This is a genomic window from Streptomyces sp. NBC_00210 (genome assembly GCF_045160975.1).
GTDB lineage: Bacteria > Actinomycetota > Actinomycetes > Streptomycetales > Streptomycetaceae > Streptomyces.
Genome location: NZ_CP108120.1, coordinates 5373998 through 5395931, shown reverse-complemented (window position 1 = coordinate 5395931; position 21934 = coordinate 5373998). Strand labels below are relative to the sequence as shown.

Here is a 21934-nt window from a genome sequence, read left to right as displayed (position 1 = left end):
ATGCTTCCCCTTTCTTTCGGCGACCCGATCCGGCTGGGGCCCTACCGCCTTGCGGGAGTCCTGGGAGAGGGCGGAATGGGCAAGGTGTACTTCGGCCACGACAACTCCGGCCGGAGCGCAGCCGTCAAGGTGCTTCGCCCGGAACTCGGGCACGACCAGCACCTCGCTCAGCGTTTCGTTCGGGAGGCGCAGACCGCGCAGGCGGTCACGAGCAAGGGCATCGCACGCGTCCTGGGTGCGCAGACGGAGGGCGGGCGCCCGTGGATCGCCACGGAGTATCTGGCCGGACCGACGCTGGATCAGGCGGTGGCGGCCCACGGGCCCCTGGACGAGGCCGGCGTACGGGGGCTGGCCCGCGCCCTGGCATCGACGCTCAAGGACATTCATGCCGCGGGCCTGGTGCACCGCGATCTCAAGCCGGCCAACATCGTGCTCACTTCCTCCGGCCCACGCATCATCGACTTCGGCATCGCCCGGCCCACGCACGGCCTCACCCTCACCACCACGGGTCAGGCACCCGCCACTCCCGGATATGGCGCACCCGAGCAGATCCTGGGGCAGCGCGTCGACCCGTCCGCCGATGTGTTCTCCTTCGGAGCCGTCCTGGTGTACGCGGCAAGCGGCAAGCCGGCCTACGACGGGCCGCATGTCGCGGCAGTCCAGTACGAAGTGGTGCACGGAAGCCCGGACCTCGGTGCCGTGCCGCCGTCGCTCCAGCCCCTCATCGCCCCGTGTCTGGCCAAGGACCCCGCGCATCGTCCCCAACCCTCAGCACTTGTCGAGGCGTTCGTGCCCACTCGGGGCGCGCACCGCACATGGAAACAAGGCGCTCTCGGCACCCAGATCAAGGAGCACGAGGCCCGGGCAGACCAGTTCAGCACAGTGACCGGCACCTCCGTCGACCACGGGAGCCCGTCCCGACGACGCTTCCTCGCCTCCTCCCTCACGGTCGGCGGCGCGGTTCTGGCCATGGGCGGAGGAGGGACGGCCTGGTGGCTGACCAGAGGCCCCGATCTGCCCGCGGCGGGCGACGCCCCAGCGGCCAGACTGCTGACTGTGGCGGACTACAAGCAGGACACGCCGCCGAAACCGCTGTGGGGCCCGCTGAAAGTCGCCGGCCCGGACGCGTCCCAGCTGCTGGCAATGCGGGACGTCGTCATGTTCGCCCACCCCTCAGGGGGACTTGCCGCTCACCTGGTGACCAACGGCAAGCGGAAGTGGAACCTTCCGGAGGTGTCTCCGTCCGCCGGCTTCCTGCAACTGACGGACGACCTCTTCCTCGCAGCCGACGCGGACGGCAAGGTGCTGGCCTTCGACGCGTCCACCAGCGAGCGACGGTGGAGTGTTGCGGCCGACGCGGAGAAGCTTCTCGTCGCCGCGACCAAGGACTCAACCGTGTACGCGGTGACCAAGGACAACCAACTGACCGCGATCGACACGGCCGACCACAAGGTTCGCTGGAAAGTGGCCGGCGAGTCCACCATCGATCCTGAAACCGTGGCGGCAGCGGAAGCAGGGCGGCTGGTCGTCTGCACCGCGGACGGAACCTACGTTGCCGTCGACGCCAAGAAGGGCGACGAGGCATGGCGCGTGCAGGGACAGACCACGACGGCCCTGACGCCCGCCATCGAAAAAGGAGTCGTCTACCTCGGCGGAAAGCATCTCACCGCCCTGCAATTGGCGTCCGGTGCGAAGTTCTGGTCCACAGCGTCCGAGTCGCTCGACCCCGCGGAGGGCTGGAGCTCCCCCGCAATCGACGGCAACCACATCGCCGCCCTCGACAGCGGAATCCTCCGCCGTGTGTTCAAGGAGTCCGGCACTCTGAGCGACATCTCATGGCCGGACAGCAGCGCCCCCTCCCGCCTGCCCCCGGTCGTGGAGAGCAAAACCCTCTGGATCATCGAGGGCGGTAGGTCGTCGGGCGTCTCGGCATTCACGGATTCCCTGTCCGAGGATGCGGATCTCAAGCTTCTGTGGACGTACGAACCGGATTCCGAAGGCCCCTGGCACATGGCCGCCGCGGGCAACCGCGTTTTCCTCCTGAACAAGGGCACCTTGGTCGCGATGCCGGTCTTCTGATTGCCGGAAACGCGACAGCGGCCGCCCCTGTGGTGCGGGTCCGGCCGCTGTCGTGGTGCGGGTCCGCGCGTTCGTACGCGGCAGCGACGTTCAGCAGGAGCCCTCGTCGACGGTGGCGGTCAGCTCGTACTCGGGCACGACCGTGCTCGACCCGTCCGCTCCCGGAACGGCGAACCCGCCCTCTTCCGACTCGCTCTGCGAGACGTGCATGCAGAAGACGAAGTCCTCACCGCGCGCGGTGACTTCGTAGTCGTCACTCTCACCGACGGCTTTGACGTCGACCGCGTACGACGGCCCCTTGCCCTCGCCCGCGTCACCGACCTTCGACTCGATCAGCGAGGCATAACCACCGGCCGACGAGTCGACGTGCGAGTCCTCCCCCAAAGAGACGGCCGCGCTCTGGACAGCCTCTTTGAACTCGCTTTTGCTCCAGGAGGTTTCATCGGCGAAGCTCATTGCCGAGCATCCCTGAAACAGCATGATCCCTGCAGCGGCGAAGACCACGACGCGCCCGATGGTGTACGCGGTGTCGGAGGGCTCATTGGCCTCAGGATTGCGATACCGCCAGGACGACAGCTTCCAGTAGAGCTTGCGCTGGTCGGCAAGCCCGAGGGCGACGAAGAGGGCAGCCGCGACGAAGAAGAAGATGACGACGCCGGTCATTACTTCAGGCCCTTCTGTCGCGCCGGCGGATCGGGAAAGGTCAGCTGGTTCTCACACTTCAGGCCCTCCGCCACCTTCTTGGCCGAGGCGATGAGGAGCTTGGCGCTTGCGTTGCTGCTCAGGCCGACGCGGTCGACGATGGTGCCGCGAAGCACGGCCGGCTTCTTCTCCGGCTTGACCAGGTCTGGGCGCCGGCAGTCGACGAACAGAAACGGCATGCTTTCATCGGCCTCGAAGACAGCCGACTTGCCCGGCTGGGGTCCGTTCCTCGAGAAGGGACCGGGCCACCACGAGAAATAGATCTGGATCTCTGCGGCACCGCCGGATTCGCCGTCGACAAAGCAAGTGGTTTTGGTGGGCCCGGTCGAATCCATTTCCTCGCCGAGAAATCGCCCCACCTCAGCCGCCCTGTCGACGGCGCCTTCGACCTGGGCCCCTTGCTTCAGGCCCTTACCGCGGAGGGTTCCCAGCACTTCGGCAACCGTCTCCTTGTCGAAGATCCCCCCGCAGGCCCGGCTCAACGGCATCAGCGCGACCGAGGGCCTGGACTTCTTCTCCGGCTCCTTGCCACTCCCACTGCACGCGCTGCTCGCCAACAGCACACACGCCAGCAAAACGACACCAGGAGACCGGCGGGACGAACCCACTCCCGCCCTTCTCAACACGCCCTCCCCCGTCACCAACAGCTTCACCGGCCACTGTAGCCAGCGTGCGCCACAGACAACACCCCTTCGATTGCACATGCAATTGCCATTAAATGGTCATGAGTTGGGCTTTCACCATAACCCGGCGCAAGAGTACGGCTTGGCACAGCCACCACCTCCCGGCGAAGCCTCGCTCGTGCAGTCGGTAGGCTCTCCTGCTGTTGTCTTGTCGACGGGGGGATTCGCACATGGAACGAGCACGCCTGGATACTCCACGGCAGATCGGCTCGTACTACCTGATCACGCGCCTCGACCCGACCGGCCCAGGCTTCCCGCCCGTCCCCGAGCGCCGCTTCATCGCACGCAGCGCGGACGGCGACCGTACGGTCCTGGTGAGCGCTCCCGTCGAAGGCGTCGACCCCGGCCGCTTCCTCGTCGAAGCCGACGCGGCCCGCCGCCTGCTGGGCCCCTGGGTCGCCCCCGTCATCGAAGTCGCACCCCCGTCCACCGCCCCCTGGTACGCCTCCCCCTATCTGCCCGCGCTCCCACTTCCCGTAGCCCTGGCAGTCCACGGCGGCCCGCTGCCCGAGCGCACCGTGCGAGCCCTGGGCGCGGCGCTGGCCGAAACGTTCGCGGGCGCGCACGCTACTGGCATCACGCACGCGGGCCTGTCCCCCGCGGCCGTGCTCCTGGGCGGGGACGGCCCGCGCGTGACGTGCTTCGGTGCGGTACGGGCAGCGGCCCCGGACGGCGAACAGCGCACCGGCCGCCCGGGCCTGGAGCCAGGCAGCCTGCCCCCGGAGCAGGCGTCGGGCGGCCGCCCGCGCCCGCCGGGTGACATCTACGCGCTGGGAGCGGTCCTCGCGTACGCCGCGACCGGCCACACAGTCCCCGAGCGTTCGGAACTCCCCGACTCACTAAGGGGGTTGATCTCCTCCTGTCTGACGAGGGATCCGGCGGACCGCCCCACTGCGGCCGAAGTGCTGCACGCGCTCCCTCCTTCATCACCCGCTCCCACCGCGACGATGCTCGATTCGACCGCATCGCTGCTCACGCCGGGATGGCTGCCGGGCCGGGTGGTGGCGGCAGTGGCCCGCCAGTCGGCGGAAGTACTCGCTGCGGAGCTTCGTATCCCGCTTTCTCCCAGCTCTCCCAGGATCTGACCGTTGCTCTCTCCCCTGACACACGACGACCCTGCCCAGCTCGGCGCGTACCGCCTGATCGCCCGCCTGGGCAGCGGCGGCATGGGCACCGTCTATCTTGCGCGCTCGCCTGGCGGCCGTACGGTCGCCCTCAAGACAATGCACGCGGGCATCGCCACCGACGCCGACTTCCGTACGCGCTTCCGCCTGGAGACAGACGCGGCACGCATCATCGGCGGCCACCACGGCGCGACGGTCGTGGACGCGGACCCGTTGGCCGAAACCCCATGGCTGGCTACGGAGTACGTCCTCGGCCCACCCCTCGACGACGCGGTCTCGCTCTCCGGCCCGCTGCCTGAGGCGTCGGTGCGGGCGCTGGGCGCGGCCCTTGCCGGAGCGCTCGCCCAGCTCCACGGCTCTGACTTCGTCCACCGCGACCTCAAACCGTCCAACGTGATGGTCACGGCCTACGGCCCGAAGATCATCGACTTCGGCATCGCGCGGGCAGCGGGGGACGACCGTCTGACCCGTACGGGAGCAGCGGCCGGCACGCCCGCGTTCATGTCCCCGGAACAGGCAACCGGCCAGGAACACACCCCCGCCGGTGACGTCTTCGCTCTGGCGGGCGTCCTGACGTACGCGGCAACGGGCCACGGCGCCTTCGGCGCGGGCCAGGCGGCGGACCTGCTGTACCGCGTCAGGTACGCCGAACCGGATCTGACGGGCGTACCGGATGCGTTGGTGCCGATCCTGACGCACTGCCTGGCCAAGGATCCGTCCCAGCGGCCCAGCACTTCAGAGCTTGCCGCCCAACTACACGACGGCCAAGGACAGTTCGCCGACCACCTCCCGGACACCCTCTTGGGGGAAATCACCCGCCGGGCCACCGAGGTGTGGCAGCACCAGCCGTATCGGCTCCCGCCCCCCGCGGACCACGCGCTCGCCCCGACCGTCCCTTCCACGGCCCCGTCCGGCATGACTCGTCGCAAGATACTGACGATCTCAAGCGGCTCGGCACTCGCGGTAGCAGCGGCGGGCGCGGGCGCATGGTCATGGCTCAAGCGCCCCAGTGGCAGCGCCGCCTCATCGGGTGCCCAGGCGAGCCCTGTGTCCAACGGGAACGCAACATCGGCAGCTCCTTCGCCGACGGAACCCGCCGACAAGCGTCAGATCTGGCGCAAGAACATCAAGACCAGCCCGCTCCTGCTCGCACCGATGGCGGTCAATGAGATGGTCGCGATGATGACCGACGACGGGCTGATCGGCCTCACCGCCGTGAGCGGGGAGCGGCGCTGGCTCACGGACACCGTGAAGCACCCCCGACATGTTCAAGTCGATGGGAAAACGATCCACGCGCTGCTTCCCGGAGGGTCTCACGGGCACCAACTGGCGCTCCACACGGTCGACTCCGCCAGCGGCCGAACCGCACCCGCCGCCTCGTTCGCCAAGTGGGACAAACCTCTGCAGGAGGCGGCACTGCTGCAGGTCTCCGGCACCGCGGTCTACCTGATTGCCCGGAAGGGCACACCGGCTGATTCGGCCCCGGTGAAGTCGGGCAGCTGGAGTGTCATGGCCGTCGCCCTGGGAACCGGGAAGCAGCTGTGGAGCTTCCCCATTCCCTCGTACGACATGAACAGCCCGGCCGACTTCATGCTGTCCGCCCTGGTCGGGGGCCGCCTGGTCCTGTGCCGAACGGCGAAGGACGAAAAAGCCCTCCAGATCAGCGCCAGGAACGCGACGACAGGGGCACCTGTGTGGGAGGCGACCGTGGCCAAGACGGACGCCGACGACATTCCGCTCAGGCCCGGCGTACTCGCCGCGGACGACAGCCATGTGTATGTGGGCGGCGACCTGGTCCAGGCGCTCCGGCTCACCGACGGCAAGGTCGGCTGGACATTCGGCGAGGGCCGCGCCGCAGGTTCGTACGGCACGCCGGTCCTGAAAAAGGGGATGGTGTACACGGCCGAGAAGCGCATGGGTGTTGTTGTCCTGTCGGCAGCTGACGGACATTTCCGCTGGGGAACGAAGTCGATCGAGGATCCCGACATCCGGGTTCCACCTGCGGTCGGCAACGACTACATGTTCTTCGTGGGCGAGACAGGCGGACATGCCTCCGAGATCCGCAAACGGACAGGAACCTGGTCCTTCAAGCCCAGTGCGCCGAGCCTCTGCCTCCACGAGGGCTCCAAGCGCTTGATCCTGGCGGACGGCAAGCAGGTCCTGGCCATCCGCTTCGACATCACATACTGAACAGCCAAGAAGCATAAGGACACGTGAATGAACCCGCTCGGTCCCGGCGATCCACTCCGACTCGGTCCCTACCGCCTGGTCGGCGTACTCGGCGCCGGTGGCATGGGCAAGGTGTACTTCGGGCACGACAACGAAGGCAGAGCCGCGGCCATCAAGGTCCTGCTTCCCCAACTCGCCCATGACCAGAACCTGGTGCAGCGCTTCCTTCGCGAGGCCGAGGCCGCACGTGCCGTCACCGGCCGAGGGGTCGCACGCGTCCTCGCCGCCCAGACCGAGGGCGGCCGCCCCTGGATCGCGTCGGAGTTCCTCGCGGGACCCACCCTGGATCAGGCTGTCGCTTCGTACGGGCCGCTGCCCGACGAAGCCGTGCGCGCGCTCGCCGCATCTCTCGCTGAGGCGCTGCAGAGCATCCACGCCGCAGGCCTGATCCACCGCGACCTCAAGCCCCCGAATATCGTGCTGACCTCTCAAGGCCCTCGCGTCATCGACTTCGGCATCGCGCGGCCGGAGCACGGCCTCACGCTCACAACCACCGGCCAGGTGCCGGTGACACCGGGCTACGGCGCTCCCGAGCAGGTACTGGGCCAGCGCGTCGGGCCGGCGGCGGACGTTTTCTCCCTCGGCGCCGTACTGGCGTACGCGGCGAGCGGCCGACGGGCGTACGACGGTCCCCATGTGGCGGCCGTGCAGTACGAAGTGGTGCACGGGGAACCGGACCTGAGTCAGGTGCCGGACCAGTTGCGCCCGCTCATCGGCCCCTGCATGGCGAAGGACCCCGCCTTCCGTCCTGTTCCGGAGCAGGTCCGTACGGCATTCGCACCTCCGCGGCGAGCCGAACGAATCTGGCAGCAGGGGCCTTTGGCCACCGACATCAGGCAACGGGAAACCGGAGCACGTCAGTTGGCCACCCTCCCGGGTACGGTCGTGACACGATCTCCGGATCGCCGCCGGTTTCTGGCCGGGCTCGCGACCGGAGCAGCGGTGCTGGTGGCAGGAGGAGGCACCGCCGCCTGGCTGCTGAGCGGCGACGAAACGGGCGGCAAGCCGGGGCGGAACTCATCCTCGTCAAAGGGTGGCGCGGGCAAGCCCGCCGGAACTGGGATGTGGGGTCCACTTCCGGTCGCGGACCCCTGGAGTCCACCCGCACGGAGCGTCGGTGACGTTCTGATCTTCGGAGCGAAGGACGGCGGTCTGGTCGCGTACGGCGCGACCGACGGCAAGAAGAGGTGGAATGCCGTGAACATTACCCCGTCGTCCGAGTTCCCAGTACTCCCCAATGGCCTGCTCCTGGCCGCGGACGCCGGCGGGATGGTGTACGCACTCAATCCGTCCACCGGCAAGGAACAATGGACGGCGGACGTTGGCGCCGCCGTGCTCCTCGCGGTGAACGAGTCGGCCTTCTTCGTCGTGACCCGGGACAAGAAGATCCGGGCGGTGGATACGACCACCCGGAAGGTTCTGTGGACCGTGACCTCGTCATTCGAATCCGGCTACGCCGCAGTTGCCCAGAACCGTGTGATCCTCTACTCGGACAGCGGCAACGTCACCGCACTCGATGAGCACTCGGGCAAGAAGGTCTGGGACCGAAAGTCCGTGGGTGACATGTCCGGGGTACCGGCGATCCATGGCGACACGGTCGTGCTCGGAGGCAAGTCGCTGAAGAAGGTCAAGCTGAAGGACGGCAAGGACGTGTGGTCCGTCCCCTCCCAGTCAGTTTCAGGTCTGTTCGGGTGGGGCTCGGCCACGATTGACGGCAAGCACGTATACGCAATCGACGAGTCAACACTCCACTGTCGTCGCGTGAGCGACGGCACGAAGGTCTGGGCACGCGAGCTCAAGGCTCCCAACATCACCTACTACGCCCCGCAGATCCTGGGCGACTACGTCTGCGAGGTGACGGGCAAGGACAAGGACCCCAAGTCGTTCGACGCCGTGGCACTCCACAAGACGACAGGCAAGCCCGCCTGGAGCCACGCTCAGCGCAGCGTCAAGTCGCTCAAACTGACCTCGAACGGCAAGCAGCTCTTTCTGCTTCAGGCGGAGACCGTCACGGCAGTGTCGGGAGGCTGACGGGAGGGACCGGGCTTGCCCCTTCGCTCTGCAACAAGGTCTGGGAGAAATGACCAGTCCACACCACTCTGACCGCATTGCGGGTTCCCACGACTCGGTGCACCTCCGCCCGGTGGGGCGCGACGCCAAGGAGTAAAGGTCCCTGGGAGAGAACCCTTCCAACCAAACCCCATCCCCGTCACTCACACGGGTGATCCACACCAACCTGGCTGGCGCATATGCCTGTTGGCAGTGCAGGCTCGGCCTCGACAAGCACCAATACGACGGCCCCCGGCCGGGACGGCAATCCCGAACGAGGGCCTGACCACCAAGGAAGATAAGAGCTTCCCGATGGCTGACCCGCAGCTTAACGCGCCCCCATGCGCGTCGCCCGCTGTTCCCACGTCCGGCATCCGGCACATCAACCGCCGCCACCCGGACCGCTTCACCGTGGTCGGAAACCACCTCACCCAGCACCGCGAACTCTCCCTCACGGCCATCGGACTCGCCGCACACATCCAGTCGCTGCCCGCCGGAGCGAAGGTCTCCATCAAGGCCCTCGCCGAGCGCTTCCCCGAGGGCGAAGTCCGCATCGCCGCCGCCCTGCGCGAGCTGGAAGCCCACGGCTACCTCGCCCGTACGCGCGAGCGGCTGCCGTCCGGCCGAGTCATCACCCGTACGGTCTCGTACAACAATCCCCGTGCCATGGAACAGAGTTCAGTCCCGCCCGCACCAAAACGCCAGCAGCCTGCGCGCCCCGCTCCCGTCCTGCCACTCCACGCACCCAGCGCCGCGTGCGACCTCCTCGCGGCCCTACGGCGCGAAGACCCCCGCCTCCTCCTCGCCGAACGGGACGTACGCCGACTCGCCCCCGCCGTCGACGCCTGGCTGGAGCGCGGCATCGAGCCCGACGCCGTACGCGTCACTCTGACCGCCGCGCTCCCCGCGGGCCCGATCCACCACCCGGCGGCGCTGCTCAGCCACCGCCTCACCGAACTCCTGCCACCGCCGCTCCCGGCTCTCCCGGAACAGACCCGTCCGGACCCCCTCCAGAACTGCGACCGCTGCGACCGCGCCTTCCGCGCTCCAGCCCCGGGCCTGTGCAAGGGCTGCCGCCCGCCCACCGACGTCGCAGCACGCGCTGAACTGCGCCTGAGGAGCGATCAGCTGCTGGGGGATGCTCCCGAGGCAGGTGTGCCCGCCGACCAGAAGTCCGACTTTTCGCTGGGCAGAGGAGCCTTTTTACCGTCGTAGGTGGGCCCACCCGGCACCTGCTTCGGCGGCTCGACGTCGGACTTCTCCACGCAGGGCGTTGCCACCTCGAAGTGCGCCTGCCCCTGGTAGCCGAACAGCACCCTGATCTGAAAACCGTCCGGCGTCAGGAAGTACGTCGCCGGAGTCTTCTCGCTCTTGTTCGTTCCCCGGTGCGTGAAGCCGCTCGTTTCCCACTGGCGCTCCACCACTCCGAGGAAACTCCCCCTACGTTCAGGGGAGATGACAGTGGTCACGGAGATCCTCCGGGACACCTCGCAGCCGCCGTCCGTGGAAATGCCGTACGCCCACATCACCGGAGGCTTGATCGAGTTGATGGTGTCGATCAACAGCGTGTCGGCGCGCTCTGCCGCCTCTTGCATGTTCATATCCGGAGCCTTTCGCTCTTCCCCGCTTCCCGACGATCCCGAGGTTCCCGACGATCCCGACGATCCTGTGAGGCCACACCCAGTGGCGAGCAGTGCCAGCACCGCGGCTGCAGCGAGACGTGCCTTCATCGACGGGCCTCCGGGGTGATGCCGCCGGGATTGCCGGCCACGATATTGGCAATGCTGTCCGCGGACATCTGATCCTTGTCGGGGTTGAAGTAGTTCGAGTGCGCTTCCAGGGTGAGGTGCCGGACAGGGTCCGGTCCGTCTTCCGTCCTGAACCGGGTGGCACCGAAGCTCTCGCTGGCCGGGTCCTTGCCGAACCAGTTGTCGTCGTCGCCCGGGTCGCCCAGATCCGCACCGATGCCGGCGCCGGCAACCGCTCCTCCGGGACCTCCAACGGCGAATCCGGTCACTCCTCCAATAATGCCGCCAACGACCGAGCCATGGGACGGTGCCTTGGTGACAGGGTCGTTCTCCGCGGCGCCGACGAAGACATGGTTCTTGGGGACGCCCAGGTCCTCCGCGTGATCCACGCCGACACCGGGGCTGCCGACAAGGATGATGTCGTCGACGTCAGGCATGCCACCCGGCTGCTGAGTGGCCGTACCGACGGTCAGTGAGCCGTACGAGTGGCCAATGGCGGTGAGATGCGGGTCGGCGTTCTCGTTGGTCGCCGCCAGCCCGCCCATAAAGCTCTGATAGGCGGGGGCGCCATTCTTTGCATCCTCGTTGGTCGCGACATCCACGCTCAACGGTGCGTCGTAGCCGAGCCAGACGATCGAGGCGCTGGACGGATCGATTTCCTGAGCACCAACCGCCGTGTCCCGCGCGCGCTTCAGCGTGCCGCCGGCGAACTCTTCGTCGAGCTTTGTGCTCAACCCGGGGACATACGCCGACACGTTCTTCGACGTATCCGGGTTTCCGTACGAGACGATCGCGCGGCCGTTTCCTTGATCGCCGATGCCCAGGAGATACATGGGAGGCTGACTTCCCTGCCTAAGCTGCTCGTCGATCTTCCGCAGGCCTGCCAGCTTGGTCTGGGATGCCTCGTCGCCCTGCTCCGAAAGCCTGCCCATCAGCTGTGGCATGTAGCTGCGATTGGCTTCGTCACGCGCCCCGGCCGGGATTCCGTCGAGGTTGCCGACGGTGTCGGGGTAGACGGCCAGATACTCGATCCGCTGCTCCTCGGTGAGCCCGTCCCACCACACTTTGCGCTCCGCCGGGGTCTTGCCCGTCGGGATGTCGTCCTTCAGGACGTCGTCCGCCGCTCCATGGACAGCCTTCGCGTCGCCGCTGACGTCGGCCCAGGTGTTCTCCGTGACCTCGAGGCCCTGTTCCGCCTTGAGCCTCCGCACAGCCGCGGCGTACTCGCCGTCTATCTCGGTCGCTTCGCTGAGAGCACTTGCTATGTCGTCGGCGATCTCCTGTGCCTTCGCGGCGTTCGGGTTGGGGTTCATCATTGCGGCGGGTGCCTTGATCGCCCGCCCGAGGAAGCCGTGGGCTCCGGTGGCCGTGTCGCCCTGAGGCTGCTGGCCGTCGATCTCCTCCCCCGCTGCCGGGTAACTCACCGAACCGTCGTCATGCACGGTGAATTTGTCGTGTTCGGCTTTGGCCAGCGCCGTGAGTAGACGGCGTTGGGGAGCGGCCAGTTCCTGAGCGAGACCGCTCAGCGAGGCCTCGATCAGTCCGCATTCGGTGTGGATGTACTGATAGTTACGGCTGAGTCGACCCAGGCGGTACGTGGCGAACATGGCCGCCATGCCCTTCTGAGTATCGGTCAGCTTGGCCACTACTTCGTGGTCGACTCTCTTGCGAGACGTATACGCCCGGTTGCTCACGTCGGCCCAGCCTCGGGCCGCCTCAAGGAGCTCCAGCAGCTTCATATCCCTCAGCTCCGGCAAGGACACCATCGCCGTCACCGCCCGCCCTTGTCCCGGCCCTCAGCGGGCACAGCCTGAGTGAATTTGCCGACGGTGTACCTCTCGAATTCCCCCTGGTCCTTGGCCACAAGGCGAAGGGGAGCCTCAAGGTTTCCGCACTCGTCCCGGACGGTCTTCAGCCGCTGCTGCCACGTGTAGAGGACGGCGCTGAGCGCGGCGGTGGTCTCCAGTCCCTCGGTGCCGGTGGAAACTCCTTCGTGCCCTTGCCCAAGCTTGGTCAAGCCGGTGTTGGTGTCTGTTTTCAGCTCACCAACGACCGTGGCTCCGTGCGTCCAAGGGCCCTCGGTGTGCTTCAGCCCGTCGCCACCCTCGCCGCCTCCGCCGCCGTCCGGCTCTGCCGAGGCAAGCGTCATTGCGCCGCTCGCAGAACCTGGATCCGCCGGCCGGCTCCCTGATGTCTGCTGTCCTTCCAGCTCAATCAGGTGCTGCAGGCTTTGCGGCTGCGTCTCGCTCGCCACGACCGTCCCCCCGTCTCATCGTGCTCATCCGCCACAGCTGTTGCGCGGGGAAACGCTATCGGAGGCGGCACCGCCATGCGCAACTGCGATGTGGCATCTCGGAGCACGAAGAGCCCGAGGCCATACCATCCGAGCCCCCCTGCCACAAGAGCGGCCAGGCTCAGTGGAGACGGGTATGTCACCCAGGCTGGCCGGGCCCCTGGTGGCCGCCGTACGGAGAGTTGGCGTCGGGAGCACCGCTCTGAGGCGGACCGTAGGACGGGGGGAACTGCGGCTGATGGGGATACGGTCCGGGCGCTGCGGCGGGCACAGGCGGAAGTGCCGCATTGCTACGGCGAGAGCGGATGATCGTCGCGGCGATTGCGACGCCGATGAGGACGGCCGCGCCGGGGCCCAGAGCGATCCAGAGACGGGTATTGCTGTCGTCTTTGGACGCGGGGGCTGCGGCGTCGGGCTGCTTCTTGTCGGACTCGGCCCCGCCTGCAGTCTTGGAGCCGGCCGAGGAAGGGGACTTGGGGGCGGCGGCTGCGAGGTCCGGGAGGGGGTACTCATTGGCAGCGCCGGGGTCGCCGGGGGTCTTCAGTGCGATGCGCGGGCGGACGACGCCATAGCCGATGTAGTCACTCCGCTTGGCTCCGTTGTCCGGCTTGCTTGCCGTGTTGAGCATGACCCGAAGGACTTGGTTATTCGTCCAGTCCGGGTGCTTGGACCAGATAACGGCCGCGGACGCTGACGCCAGTGCAGTCGCAGCACTCGTTCCGCTGCCCTCACAGAGTTGCGACCCTCCGGTGCAGGCATTGGTGATGTCCTCAGCGGGCGCAGAAAGATCCACCTGCGAGCCCCACTGCGACTTCGACCATCGTGCTGCCTTCTTGTCCACACCGGCCACGCCGACGACACCCGGCGTTGCTGCGGGGTACTCGACTTCATTGCCCTTGTCACCGGTGTTACCCACGCCCGCGAAGATCAGCTTTCCCTTGTCGAGCGCGTATTTGACAGCTCGAGTGAGTTCAGGAGACCCACCTTCGTTGCTCGCAACCGAGATGTTGATGATCTTTGCATCCGAATCAGCGGCAAAACGGATGGCCTCGCTCATTCCCTCCGCGAAGCTCTTCCCGTTCCCCTTCTGCGCCCACCGCTCCTGCGCATAGGGGATTCGAACAGGAAGGATCTTCGCGCCGGGAGCAAGGCCGTAGGAACCCAGGGTTGGTCCTCGGCTCCCGGTAGCTGCGATCAGCGCAGCCGTCCCGGTGCCATGGTTGTCGATGTCCACATTCTCGTCCCCCCGAAAGGTAGAAAGGTCCTTCCCCTTTAGGACTTGCCCGCGGAGATCAGCCATGGTGTCATCCACACCCGAATCCAGCACGGCGACGGTGATACCGCTCCCCTTGCTGATCTTCCAGATCTCATCGGCCTTCATGGCGTCGAGGTGCCACTGCTGGTCCCGCACAGTCTCGGCGTGAGCCGGAGTGGCTGCGATGGCCAGCAGGGCGAGCCCCATCACCGCCGATGCAACGGACTTGAAGCCGATGGCTCGCTCACTGCTGGTACGCATCTGTTCCTTACGCCAATCCGTTGGAGATCAGTCGATGACCGGTGGGACTACGGGCCGGCTGCCCTGCTGCCAGGTCTCCTCGTCCTCCGACAGGTAGTCGGGACGCTGACCGTTCTGCTCATCACGGCGAGAGTTGGCGCCGTGCGACCCCGGGGGGACCGCTCCGGCCCGGCCTGCCTGTGCAGGGTGCGCGCCCTCGGTGCTGTTCGGGTTAGCACCTCGGACCAGGCCCGAGCCGCCGGGCGTGAACGGCCGTGCACTGTTCTGCCCGGGCTTCTGCTGCCGTCCACCGACAACACCGCCAGTTTCGGACGCCAGCCGACGGCCACCGGAAATGCCGTTCTGACCGGCGCCTCCTCCGGGATGTCCGCCATGCATGCCGCCCGTGCCCGTGCGACCCATCGGTCCGCGGCCGTTCCCTTCCTGGCCGATCACCGTGCCTCGGGGAAGCCCAGTGGGACGGCCCGTGTTTGGCGCGACCTGACGGCCACCGACGATGCCTTCACGCGGCATTCGTGAGTTGAGACCCGGGCCTGTGCAAGGGCTGCCCTCCAACGACCCAGATCGGAGCACGCGTTGGATCACGCTCACTTGGGCTCCACGAGGTCGGTGCAGCCATGACGCCGGGCTGAGTCCTCCGCGAAGGCGACGAGCATGCGTCGCGCCGCTTCCAGGCTCGGGTCGTCGGGAGCCCGTCCCTTCTCGGCTGATGTAGCGACGTAACGGGCGGGTTCGCCGCTGCTGCCGCATGTTGCCGATGCCCACACGTCGGCTCCGGACTTCGCGGAAGGCGGCGCAATTCCGGACTCCTTGGACTGGAACGCCTCCCCTTCCGGTGTCTCGAACACATTCCGCGAGAGCACACCGTACAGGGCGGTGAACTGGAACAACGGGCGCCCTTGGTCGTTGACGATCTGGCAGTCCTCGATAGGCGACATCTCCGCCGGCGTCTCGAGAACCCTGCCCGACGACATGACCGGCGCGACCGCCTGACACGTTCCGCGGGCCCCTGTGCGCTCTCCAGCATCCCCGGGCGCGCTGAGTACAGAAGTCAGTGGCTTGATCTCGCCACCCAGCCGCGTGTCACAGCCGGACGGCCCGGCCGCCTTGCCGGCGACCTCGGTCACTATGCGCGCCACCCTCGTGAACTGATCACGGTCTTCTGCTCTGCTGAACGACTTGACGGTCTCCGGGGCGTAGGCATTGACGGCCACCACGAGGCCACGGTTGCCGCCTCCGGCGCAGGACATCTGAACGACTCCATGAGCGGACGAGCCGCTGACGGTTACAAATCCGGGCCACCCCGGCCCGATGGGTGTGGCCAGTGCCGGACCTTGGGTGGCATTCGAGCGACCCAAGACCGAGAGGATGCCCCGCGTCTTGTCACTCCACCCGATCCCGATGTCGACCTTGCCGTCGCCGTCGCTCCCCGTGCCGACCGCGCACGACTCGGTCCACCCCGCGTCGGTGTCAAAGGAGGGCGTCCCCTTCTTCGCAGTGAGACTGTCGGTGCCCAGGAGGGAGGCCACCTCCTGCTTCGGGACAATGCCGTTCCCGCAAGCCGTAGCAACAGAGTCGTCGTTCCGCACCCAGTCGTCGCCCCCGGCCAGAAAGAACGCGCCGACGGCGACCGCGAGGACCACGACCGTTCCCAGCGCGACGGCGGGAGTGAGCCGCCCGTTCCTGTTCTTCTCAGTGCTCATTTCGTCCGCTCACGTGTTACCAAGGTAGCCGCGAGCGGTGTTACGTCCGCGGTCGTATCCGTTTAGGGTGTCGCCAGTCAGACCCTCGACGAGGTTCTTGTCGTCGCCTTGCCCTCGCCCCTCTGCCCAGCCATGAATCATGAGAGCCATCTGGTTGTTGGCCTCGAGATAGTGGTCGGAGATATCCTCCTGGGCCTTGGCATCTGCCTCACCCTTCATCTCGTTCGACCATTCCCATGTCCAGGTGTCAATGCCTCGCTGGATCACGTCACCAACACCGGGAATCGGCGTGAAGGCCCCACCCACGATGTGGTAAGCGGCTTTGGCCTTCCAGTCCGCGTCGGAGTACTCAGAGGAGCGGTTGTCGTTGATGACGTCTTCACGGATCGCGGTGAAAGCGCCGAGCGCCGCACCCGACTTGTCCAGCGGATTACTTCGGTCATAACCCGTGGCACCTTGTGGCAGCTTGTCAAGCTCCTGCGAAATGAACGTCGACTCCGCTTTATGCAAGGAACCGTACGCTTCGGGATCCTCGGAAAGCCCCCGCATGACGTGCATGAGCTCATCGGTATTCACACTCATCTTCACGCCGTTGCCATTGCTGCCGTCCCAGACCCCGCCGTCAGATGCACCCCTGATGTATTCGCCGCTGACGCCACTCAAGATCTCGTGTGTGTCAGTAGCGTATTCAGCAAGCGCGTCGGCAACCGGCCGTCGCAGATTATCAGGCACGGATGTGGACGGCCCGTCGCCCAGGAGTCCGATGGTGTCCCGCATGATACGGGCCTGGCCTTCGTTGTGACTCTGGCCGACCATCGGGTCATGGCCGTCGGGAAGGGCTGGGTGACCGGTGGCTCCGGACTGAATGGCCGCGGCAAGCCCGGAGCGGGCATCCGCCTCTCCCGTGTCGTCTGCGACGTAGTCGATATTGCCTCGCCAACCGGTGTTGTTCTGGAGATCCCAGTTGCGTTCGTCGAGCAGGTAATGGAGCCGGTCGTTTCCGCGGTGCTCGGCGTCCTTTCCGCCCGCACCGGGGTCCAAGTAGCCGGTGGAGGCCTCCGGGTCGCGGCTCATGATCTGAAGGGCACCGTCGACCGGGTCATTCGCGAACCAGCCGTCCTTGTCGCCCTTGCCCTGGTTACTGAACTCGCCGTACAGGTCCCAAATGTTCTCGTCCTTTTTCTCAGCGGCGATCATGTCGTCCGTGACGTCGGCGAGGAACTGCGGCGAGTACCCGTCGCCTTGCTGCATCAGCGTGACCAGGCTCTGGTATCCGCGCACCTCCTGGTCATGGCCCTTCCCGATTGCGATCTTCTCGCCGGCGACATCGAGGTCGTACTTCTCGACCCCCGCCTTCTTCAGGCCGTCGCGCCACTCGTTGTAGAACTCTGCGTCCGAGCTCTTCGACCACTCATCAAAGGCCGCCTGATACCCATTGGAGCCGAAGAGGAGCTTCTTGCCCTTGCTGTCCTTGAACTCCGGCACCCGGGTGGCGCCGGCCACGGTGTTGGCGAGCCCCTGCTCCAGCCCCAGATAGTCCTTTTTGTGCTTGGTGTCGTCGAAGTAGGCCAGATCATTGAACTTGTTGCTCAGCTTCAGCGTTTCCTCGGGCCCGAGGGAGTTGAGCAGGGTCTGACTGAATTCCTTGTTGTCGGCGTTGTCCCGGAAGCTCCGCTTCCACTCGGCCATCTCCTCCGGCGAAAGATTTTCGCCGTCGAGGATCCGGTCGGCGTACTTCTTCGTCTGCTGTGCCTCGATGACCTCGATATCGCCAACGGCCTTACCGTTGAAGGAGTGCTGTGCGTTCGGCAACCAGGAGAAGCCCTTGCCCACGCCCGCGGCCTCGCGCAGGGCCAGCTTCGCGCCCTGGTCGGCGTCGTCGACGGCCTGCACCGCGCTCTGGATCCGACGCGTCCACTCGGTCTCGGCGGCTTTCCGATTACTTACGTAGTCGTCGTAGTCCGGATCCTTCCTGGCCCCCGCGAGTTGACTGAGGTCGTACGACGCCTTCCCATGGCCGTCTACGGACATCTTGTCCGCCTTGGCCTCCGCCACCACGTCCTTGACCGCCTGGACCAGCGTCACGTACTGGGTGTGTGCGTCCCGCAGCAGGGAAGCGATGGCGCGTGCCTCAACCTGGGCGGCACCGAACTGCCCGCGTGTCGCAGCGAACTGACCCGACGCGGCGTTGGCGCTCAGGCCCTGCCAGCCGCCGTCGTCCGAGACGCTCTGCACAGAGCCCTTGTAGAGGGTTTCGAGGCCGTCGAACTTCTTGGCCATCTCGTCCCACTTGCCGGCAGCAGTGGTGAGCAGGTCCAGCTTGATGGTTATGACGTCCTGATACGTGAGCATGATTCCCCCGGGAGTTCAGTGATGGCGGAGGCGGACTTAAGAGGCATTCGGGGGCACGAGGCCTGTCCATTTGCTCTTAAGGCCGAGCTCATAGTTTCCAAAGCCCTGCTGAGTCCCTTGTAGCGACGACTTGTCCGCGCTCAGGCGTCCCTGCAAGCTCTTCACCTGCAGCTCCCACTCTGCGTGCGCGTCCTTCAGGCCCGCACCGACTCCCCAATCAAAGAACTCCTTCACCGCCGCCTCAGTGGAGACATCGGCGACGACACCCGCTGTCTGTGTATCCGGCTGGATCTTCGTCTCCAACGCGTTGATGGCGGCAGCCTTGCCCGGGGCATTCGTCTTCAGATCGGGCTTGTCACCGCCGCCCCCGGGGTCGGCAGGCAACTGGTTGAGTCGCACGCTTGTCGCACCGGATCGTGCGCTGGCCCATTCCTCGTCGAACGACATCGTTCTTCCCCGTTGCTGAGTGGCGTGGTTACCGGACTGAAGGATGGCGGCGATGCGTGATCTGGCTGAGCGCGAATTTCAAAGCTGACCGGGGCCGGGCGGATCGGGATACGGCGGGCTTTGGCTCGGACCGGTCTGCGGCGGGCCATAGGCCGGGTGCGACGGCTGCTGCTGGTACGGAGGAGTCGAAGCCTGGGCCAGTGCGGCCGCGGCGCGGCGACGGGAGCGGATCAGCGGGACGGCGACTGCGGCGCCGATGAGGACGGCTGCGCCGATGCCGAGTGCGATCCAGAGGCCGGTGTTGCTGCCGTCCTTGGACGCGGACGCCGCGGCGTCGGGCTGCCTCTTGTCGGACCCGACCCCGCCTGCGGCAGCCTTGGAGGGCTGCGGGGAGGGGGACTTGGGGGCGGCCGCCGCGAGGTCCGGGAGGGGGTACTCGTCGGCGGGGCCGGGGTCGCCGGGAGTCTTCAAGGCAACACGGGGACGAACTCCTCCGTAGCCGATGAAGTCTGTGCGTTTCGCACCGTTCGCGGCACCGCCGGCCGTGTTGAGCAGGACCTTGAGTATCTGGTTGTTCGTCCAGTCCCGGTGCTTGGACCAGACCAGCGCCGCCGAGGCAGATGCCAGGGCGGTTGCGTTGCTGGTGCCGTCACCGTCGCACAGCAGGGTGGGACTGCACGCCGCGAGGGTCTTCACAGCTGGCGCCACGAAGTCGACTTGAGTGCCGGTCTGCGACTTATTCCACCAATTCAGTGTCTTATCCACCCCTCCAACCCCGACCACACCGGGAGTCGCCGCAGGGTATTCGGGTGCGTTGCCCTCATCTGCTGTGTTGCCCACCGCGGCGAAGATCAGCTTGTTCTTGTCCAGTGCGTACTTCACGGCCTGAGTGAGCTTGTCAGATCCAGATTCCCGCTGACCCATCGAAATATTGATGATCTGAGCGGGTGAGTCGGCGGCGTACCGGATCGCCTCGCTCATCTTTTGAGCGTATTCCTTGCGAGGGTCCCCTGGGCCGAACTTCTCATCCGCGTAAGGCATTCGGATAGGGAGAATCTTGGCGCCAGGCGCCAAGCCGAAGGAGCCGGTAGTCGCTCCCCGGCCTCCGGTTCCCGCGATCAGTGTGGCGATACCCGTCCCATGGTCGGCGATGTCGTTGTTCTCATCGCCGACCATGCTGGAGTAATTCTTCCCCTTCAGGACCTGGCCCTTGAGGTCAGGCAACGTGTCATCGACCCCAGAGTCGATGACGGCGACCGTCATCCCCTTGCCGGTGCTGATCTTCCAGATCTCATCGGCCTTCATGGCGTAGAGATGCCACTGACGGGAACGAACGGTGTCCGCATGCGCCGGAGTGGCTGCGATGCCCACCAGCAGCAGTCCCAACACCCCCGAGACGACGGCTCGGCGACGACCACTTCGAATACTGCTGGTAGGCATCTTCTTCCCTTGACCTAATTCTCTGCGGGGTCAGTCAATGACCGGCGGGACTACGAGCCGAGTGCCCTGCCGCCAGGGCTCCTCGCCCCCTGCAGGAGAACTTCAGTTCCGGAGCGTTCACAACCCACGGCTGTACGATCCGCGCGCCGGTGCCACAAGAACAGGAAGGCTCAGCGGTGACTGGTATCACCCAGGCTGACCGGGTCCCTGATGGCCGCCGTATGGAGAGTTGGCGTCAGGTGCGCCGCCCTGAGGGGAACCGTAGGACGGGGGGAACTGCGGCTGATACGGGTACGGTCCGGGCGCTGCGGCGGGTGCAGGCGGAAGGGCTGCGGCGCGGCGTCGGGAGCGGATCAGCGGGACGGCGACTGCGGCGCCGACGAGGACGGCCGCGCCGACGCCGATCGCGATCCAGAGGCCGGTGTTGCTGTCTTCCTTGGATGCGGCCGCCGCCGCGTCGGGCTGCTTCTTGTCAGTCTCGGTGCCCCCCGTGGCCTTGGAGGCGTCCGGGGAAGGTGACTTGGGGGCGGCGGCCGCGAGGTCGGGAAGCGGGTACTCGTCGGCGGGGCCGGGGTCGCCGGGGGTCTTCAGGGCAATGCGGGGACGTACGGCTCCATACCCGCCGGCGTCAGTACGGGCTTTGCCGCTCTTTGCTTTTCCAGCCGTGTTGATCAGGACGCGGAGGACCTGGTTATTGGTCCATTGCGGGTACTTGGACCAGATCAGCGCGGCAGAGGCGGATGTGAGAGCGGTGGCATCGCTCGTGCCATGGCTCTTGCAGATCTGTGTCCCTCCAGGGCACGCGGCGAAGATGTCTTCACCGGGCGCCACAAGGTCCACCTGCGGTCCTCGCTCCGATTCGTTTGTTGTCCGGCCGTTTCTATCGAACGCGGCTACTCCCACGACCCCCGGGACCGCCGCCGGGTACATAACCGGGTTCCCCTTTTCGCCGTCGTTGCCCACGCCTGCAAAAATCAACGATCCCTTACCCAGGGCATACTTCACTGCCTCAGCAACTTCGTCTGATGTCTCTTCATTAGAAGCCAGCGAGATATTGATAACTCGCGCGCCGGAGTCGGAAGCGTGGCGAATCCCCTTACTGAGCGAGCTATTCCACAGCTCAGGGTTAAACCCCAGCTTTGTTCCTTCGTTTCCCTTGGGCATCCTGATCGGCAGGATCTTGGCCCCGGGAGCCAGACCGAATGAGCCCTTCCCACCCGGCCGCTTTCCTGTACCTGCGATCATGGCGGCCATTCCCGAGCCATGCCCCTCGTAGTCCGAGTTCTCATCACCCGGTTGCTTCGAGAGGTCAAGTCCTGGAAGTACCTGCCCGCGCAGGTCAGGCAGACGATCGTCGACACCTGAGTCGATGACGGCGACTGTGACGCCCTTGCCTGTGCTGGTTCGCCACATCTCGTCGGCATGCATCGTGTCCAGGTGCCACTGCTGATCGCGGATTGTCTCCGCGTGGGCAGGAGTTGCGGCGATGCCCACCAACAGCATGCCCAAGGCAGCGGATACTGCGCGGCCATGCTTGGCTACTGGACGGCTGCTGGTGTGCATCAGCTC

At 66.4% G+C, this 21934-nt stretch carries 16 protein-coding genes; 5 read left to right on the top strand and 11 right to left on the bottom strand.

Annotation, left to right across the window (positions count from 1 at the left end; genetic code table 11):
- Entirely contained in the window at positions 1-2079 is a 2079-nt protein-coding gene (locus tag OG729_RS24385) for a protein kinase domain-containing protein (RefSeq protein ID WP_405808092.1), read from the top strand.
- Between the two features lie 90 nt (positions 2080-2169).
- Here OG729_RS24385 and OG729_RS24380 read toward each other — a convergent pair whose 3' ends face one another.
- Positions 2170-2742 carry a hypothetical protein gene (locus OG729_RS24380; protein ID WP_360880164.1) on the bottom strand — a complete coding sequence of 191 codons (573 nt, stop codon included), beginning with the start codon at positions 2740-2742 and terminating at the stop codon, positions 2170-2172.
- On the bottom strand, positions 2742-3344 hold the full coding sequence (locus tag OG729_RS24375) for a hypothetical protein (RefSeq protein WP_405808091.1): 603 nt from the start codon (positions 3342-3344) through the stop codon (positions 2742-2744). The genes OG729_RS24380 and OG729_RS24375 overlap by 1 nt, the downstream gene beginning before the upstream one ends.
- A 290-nt stretch (positions 3345-3634) precedes the next feature.
- Between OG729_RS24375 and OG729_RS24370 the strand changes: the two genes are divergently transcribed.
- From OG729_RS24370 to OG729_RS24355, 4 genes are all read left to right on the top strand, one after another.
- Positions 3635-4549: a serine/threonine protein kinase gene (locus tag OG729_RS24370; RefSeq protein ID WP_360880152.1), complete on the top strand. Its 915-nt coding sequence runs from the start codon at positions 3635-3637 to the stop codon at positions 4547-4549.
- A gap of 3 nt (positions 4550-4552) precedes the next feature.
- A complete protein-coding gene (locus OG729_RS24365; RefSeq protein WP_405808090.1) occupies positions 4553-6778 on the top strand; it encodes a protein kinase domain-containing protein in 2226 nt (741 codons plus the stop codon).
- A gap of 27 nt (positions 6779-6805) precedes the next feature.
- Positions 6806-8848 (top strand): PQQ-binding-like beta-propeller repeat protein, encoded by a 2043-nt coding sequence (locus tag OG729_RS24360; RefSeq protein WP_405808089.1) that lies wholly within the window; start codon positions 6806-6808, stop codon positions 8846-8848.
- A gap of 330 nt (positions 8849-9178) precedes the next feature.
- Positions 9179-10081, top strand: a complete 903-nt coding sequence (locus OG729_RS24355; RefSeq protein ID WP_405808088.1) for a helix-turn-helix domain-containing protein — start codon at positions 9179-9181, stop codon at positions 10079-10081.
- Here OG729_RS24355 and OG729_RS24350 read toward each other — a convergent pair.
- From OG729_RS24350 to mycP (OG729_RS24310), 9 genes are all read right to left on the bottom strand, one after another.
- Positions 9991-10467, bottom strand: coding sequence for a hypothetical protein (locus OG729_RS24350; protein WP_405808087.1), 477 nt, complete (start codon positions 10465-10467; stop codon positions 9991-9993). The two genes, OG729_RS24355 and OG729_RS24350, sit on opposite strands and share 91 nt — an antisense overlap.
- 125 nt (positions 10468-10592) lie before the next feature.
- Positions 10593-12353 carry an alpha/beta hydrolase gene (locus OG729_RS24345; protein ID WP_360880136.1) on the bottom strand — a complete coding sequence of 587 codons (1761 nt, stop codon included), beginning with the start codon at positions 12351-12353 and terminating at the stop codon, positions 10593-10595.
- Positions 12354-12385: 32 nt separating this feature from the next.
- Positions 12386-12763: a hypothetical protein gene (locus OG729_RS24340; protein WP_405808086.1), complete on the bottom strand. Its 378-nt coding sequence runs from the start codon at positions 12761-12763 to the stop codon at positions 12386-12388.
- A 283-nt stretch (positions 12764-13046) separates the two neighbouring features.
- A complete protein-coding gene (gene mycP / locus OG729_RS24335; RefSeq protein ID WP_405808085.1) occupies positions 13047-14423 on the bottom strand; it encodes a type VII secretion-associated serine protease mycosin in 1377 nt (458 codons plus the stop codon).
- A gap of 587 nt (positions 14424-15010) precedes the next feature.
- The gene (locus OG729_RS24330; protein WP_405808084.1) at positions 15011-16126 is read right to left on the bottom strand and encodes a hypothetical protein; all 1116 of its coding nucleotides are present in this window, start codon (positions 16124-16126) and stop codon (positions 15011-15013) included.
- 9 nt (positions 16127-16135) lie between these two features.
- Entirely contained in the window at positions 16136-18478 is a 2343-nt protein-coding gene (locus OG729_RS24325) for a hypothetical protein (RefSeq protein WP_405808083.1), read from the bottom strand.
- 36 nt (positions 18479-18514) lie between these two features.
- Positions 18515-18925 (bottom strand): hypothetical protein, encoded by a 411-nt coding sequence (locus OG729_RS24320; RefSeq protein ID WP_360880120.1) that lies wholly within the window; start codon positions 18923-18925, stop codon positions 18515-18517.
- Between the two features lie 78 nt (positions 18926-19003).
- A complete protein-coding gene (gene mycP / locus OG729_RS24315) occupies positions 19004-20365 on the bottom strand; it encodes a type VII secretion-associated serine protease mycosin (protein ID WP_405808082.1) in 1362 nt (453 codons plus the stop codon).
- Positions 20366-20551: 186 nt separating this feature from the next.
- Complete coding sequence (mycP, locus tag OG729_RS24310) at positions 20552-21928, bottom strand: type VII secretion-associated serine protease mycosin (RefSeq protein WP_405808081.1); 1377 nt, start codon at positions 21926-21928, stop codon at positions 20552-20554.
- Positions 21929-21934 lie beyond the last annotated feature (6 nt).